Annotated in this window: 4 protein-coding genes; 2 read left to right on the top strand and 2 right to left on the bottom strand. The window is 73.0% G+C overall.

The features are described 5' to 3' along the window. The first annotated feature begins 87 nt into the window (after positions 1–87). Together SACSA_RS0116630 and SACSA_RS0116625 are read left to right on the top strand one after the other, a co-directional pair. Positions 88–633, top strand: coding sequence for a MarR family winged helix-turn-helix transcriptional regulator (locus SACSA_RS0116630; RefSeq protein ID WP_048876924.1), 546 nt, complete (start codon positions 88–90; stop codon positions 631–633). A 167-nt stretch (positions 634–800) separates the two neighbouring features. Further along, positions 801–1,439, top strand: a complete 639-nt coding sequence (locus SACSA_RS0116625; RefSeq protein WP_048876923.1) for a DedA family protein — start codon at positions 801–803, stop codon at positions 1,437–1,439. 69 nt (positions 1,440–1,508) lie between these two features. On the opposite strand, the gene SACSA_RS0116620 is transcribed toward SACSA_RS0116625, so the two are convergent. Together SACSA_RS0116620 and SACSA_RS0116615 are read right to left on the bottom strand one after the other, a co-directional pair. Further along, a complete protein-coding gene (locus SACSA_RS0116620; RefSeq protein WP_019818861.1) occupies positions 1,509–2,144 on the bottom strand; it encodes a nucleoside/nucleotide kinase family protein in 636 nt (211 codons plus the stop codon). Continuing rightward, on the bottom strand, positions 2,141–2,376 hold a 236-nt coding region (locus tag SACSA_RS0116615), incomplete at its 5' end, for a PfkB family carbohydrate kinase (protein WP_198009091.1). The genes SACSA_RS0116620 and SACSA_RS0116615, both read right to left, overlap by 4 nt.

The raw sequence follows: 2,376 nt of genomic DNA, 5'->3' as shown, positions 1-2,376 counted from the left end.
TCACGCTCGTGTCCGCGCTCACGGCGGCGGAGCACTCTTGATCCATTCGACGCGATCGCGCGCCGCATGTCCGACGAAGGTTCCCGCATGACCCCCGTATCCCACGGTCCCGGCGCGACCGAGCCGTGCGCGGCCGAGGAGGCCGGGCCCACCGACGCGCTCGCCCGCCAGCTCGTCCGGCTCACCCGGCTGATGCATCGGGCCAAGCAGCACACCGTCGCCCCGGGGCCCGACGGCGTCGAGCGAGCCGCGTACGCGATCCTGTTCACCCTGATCGAGCGGGGCCCGCAGCGCACCGGGGCACTGGCCGAGCTGGTGCACTCGGACATCTCCACGGTGAGCAGGCAGTGCGGATCACTCGTGCGGCACGGGCTCGTCGAGCGGCGCGCCGACCCCGACGACGGCCGCGCCTCCCTGCTCGCCGCCACCGACGAGGGCGTCCGGGTGTTCGAGGAGAACCGCAGACAGCGCAACGAGTGGTTGGGGCAGGTCCTCGCCGACTGGCCGGAAACCGACCGCGCCGCCCTCACCGGCCTGCTCGACCGGCTCAACACCGCCATCGAGACGTGCGAGCCACCGGGCGGCCTCCCGCGCGGGACGCCGGGCGATGACACGGGGCGCGCGTCGTCCTGACCCCGGCCGGACGGGGCCTGAGCGGGACCGCTGACGAATTCACCTGGTAGTGCGAGTTTGACCGCGTGTGTCGGTCGGAGCACGGATTCGCCTGTGCTGTCCCACGCGGGAAATCGGACACGTACTCTGCCGACGTGGACGTTGTGCACACCGCCTCGGCGGTCGGGATGGACTGGCTCGCCACGGCGGGACCCCTGTTGGTCTGGGCCATCGTGCTCAGCTTCGTGTTCGTCGAGTGCGCCCTGATCGTGGGCCTGTTCCTGCCCGGGGACTCCCTGCTGTTCGGAGCGGGCGTGGTGCTGGCCCAGCACGGCGCGGACGGGCACGCATGGGCCCTGTCGGGCGTGGCGCTGGTGACGGCGGTCCTGGGCAACCACGTCGGCTACCACATCGGCAGGCAGACCGGCACGCGATTCGTCGCGCGACGGGGCGGCACGGTGCTCAACCAGGCCAACCTGGACCGGGCACGGGCGTTTCTCGACCGCAGGGGTTTCTTCGCGATCGTGGCCGCGCGCTGGATTCCGTGGGTGCGCACGCTCGCGCCGCTGATCGCGGGCGCCGCCGGGATGAACAACCGCCGCTTTCTGGCCGCCACCGCCGCGGGCGCGCTGCTCTGGGTGCCGACACTGGTGCTCATCGGCTACTACGGCGCCGGGTTGCTGGACTCGCTGCCGTGGGTGAAGACCGCGCTGGTCTGGGGCAGCATCGCGTTCTTCGTCGGCGGCACGGTGTACGGGGTCTGGCGCTACCTCCAGGAGATCCGCAGGCCGGTCGAGACCGACCCGGAGACCGCCGCCCGCACCTGATCTCGGCGGCCGGGGGGCCGGGCAGGCGGAGTCCCGGGCTCCCGGCGGCGGGCGGGCACGCCCGGAGGGTCAGACCGCGAAGTAGGGCAGCTCCATCTCGCGGACCACGAGGTCGGCGCGCTCGGCGCTGGGCGCGATGAGGTCGGCGTTGCGCTGGTCGGAGCCCCGCGCTCGCTGCTGGGCTTCCACCAGGGAACGACCGAACCTGCGGTGCCTGCTCACCAGCCGGGCGATGCGGTCGTCCTCATCGGGCTGGAGGAACCAGACCTCGTCGATCAGCCCGCGCAGCGCGTTCCACGGCTCGGTGTCCAGCAGGAGGTAGTTGCCCTCGGTGATCACCAGCCGCACGCTGGGCGGCACGGGCACGGCACAGGCGATCGGCTCCTCCACCTCCCTGCGGAACTCGGGCGCGTAGACCGGCTCGGTGCCCTCGGCCAGCCTGCGGATGAGATGCACGTAGCCGTACGCGTCGAAGGTGTCGGGCGCGCCCTTGCGGTCCGTGCGTCCCAGCCGGGCCAGCTCCACCTGGGCCAGGTGGAACCCGTCCATCCCGACCACGGCCGCGCTCGACCCGAGCGCGTCGGCCAGCCGCCAGGCCAGGGTGGTCTTGCCCGACGCGGGCGGGCCCGCGATGCCGAGCACCGCGCGGTCGTTGCCGTCGGCGAGCGCGCGTGCGCGGTCGAGCAGGTCCTCGAACGAGGTCATGTCACTCCCATCATCGCCTTGACCGGGCCCGTCCAGGCACGAGGACCCTCGTGCCGTACCCGTTCGGCGGCCACGGCGTTCGCGAATTCGATCAGGTCGGGCAGGTCGAGGCGGCCGTGGCGGGCCGCGAGGGCACCGTGCCACACGTCCCCGGCGCCCAGCGTGTCCCGCGCCGTCACGGCAGGCACGGGGACCTCACCATGTCGCTCGCCCGCGCGCCAGCGCACGGGGG

The organism is Saccharomonospora saliphila YIM 90502 (genome assembly GCF_000383795.1).
Taxonomy (GTDB): Bacteria; Actinomycetota; Actinomycetes; order Mycobacteriales; family Pseudonocardiaceae; genus Saccharomonospora; species Saccharomonospora saliphila.
Note: the sequence above shows the minus strand (reverse complement) of the source record. Positions and strands in the feature narration are given on the sequence as shown.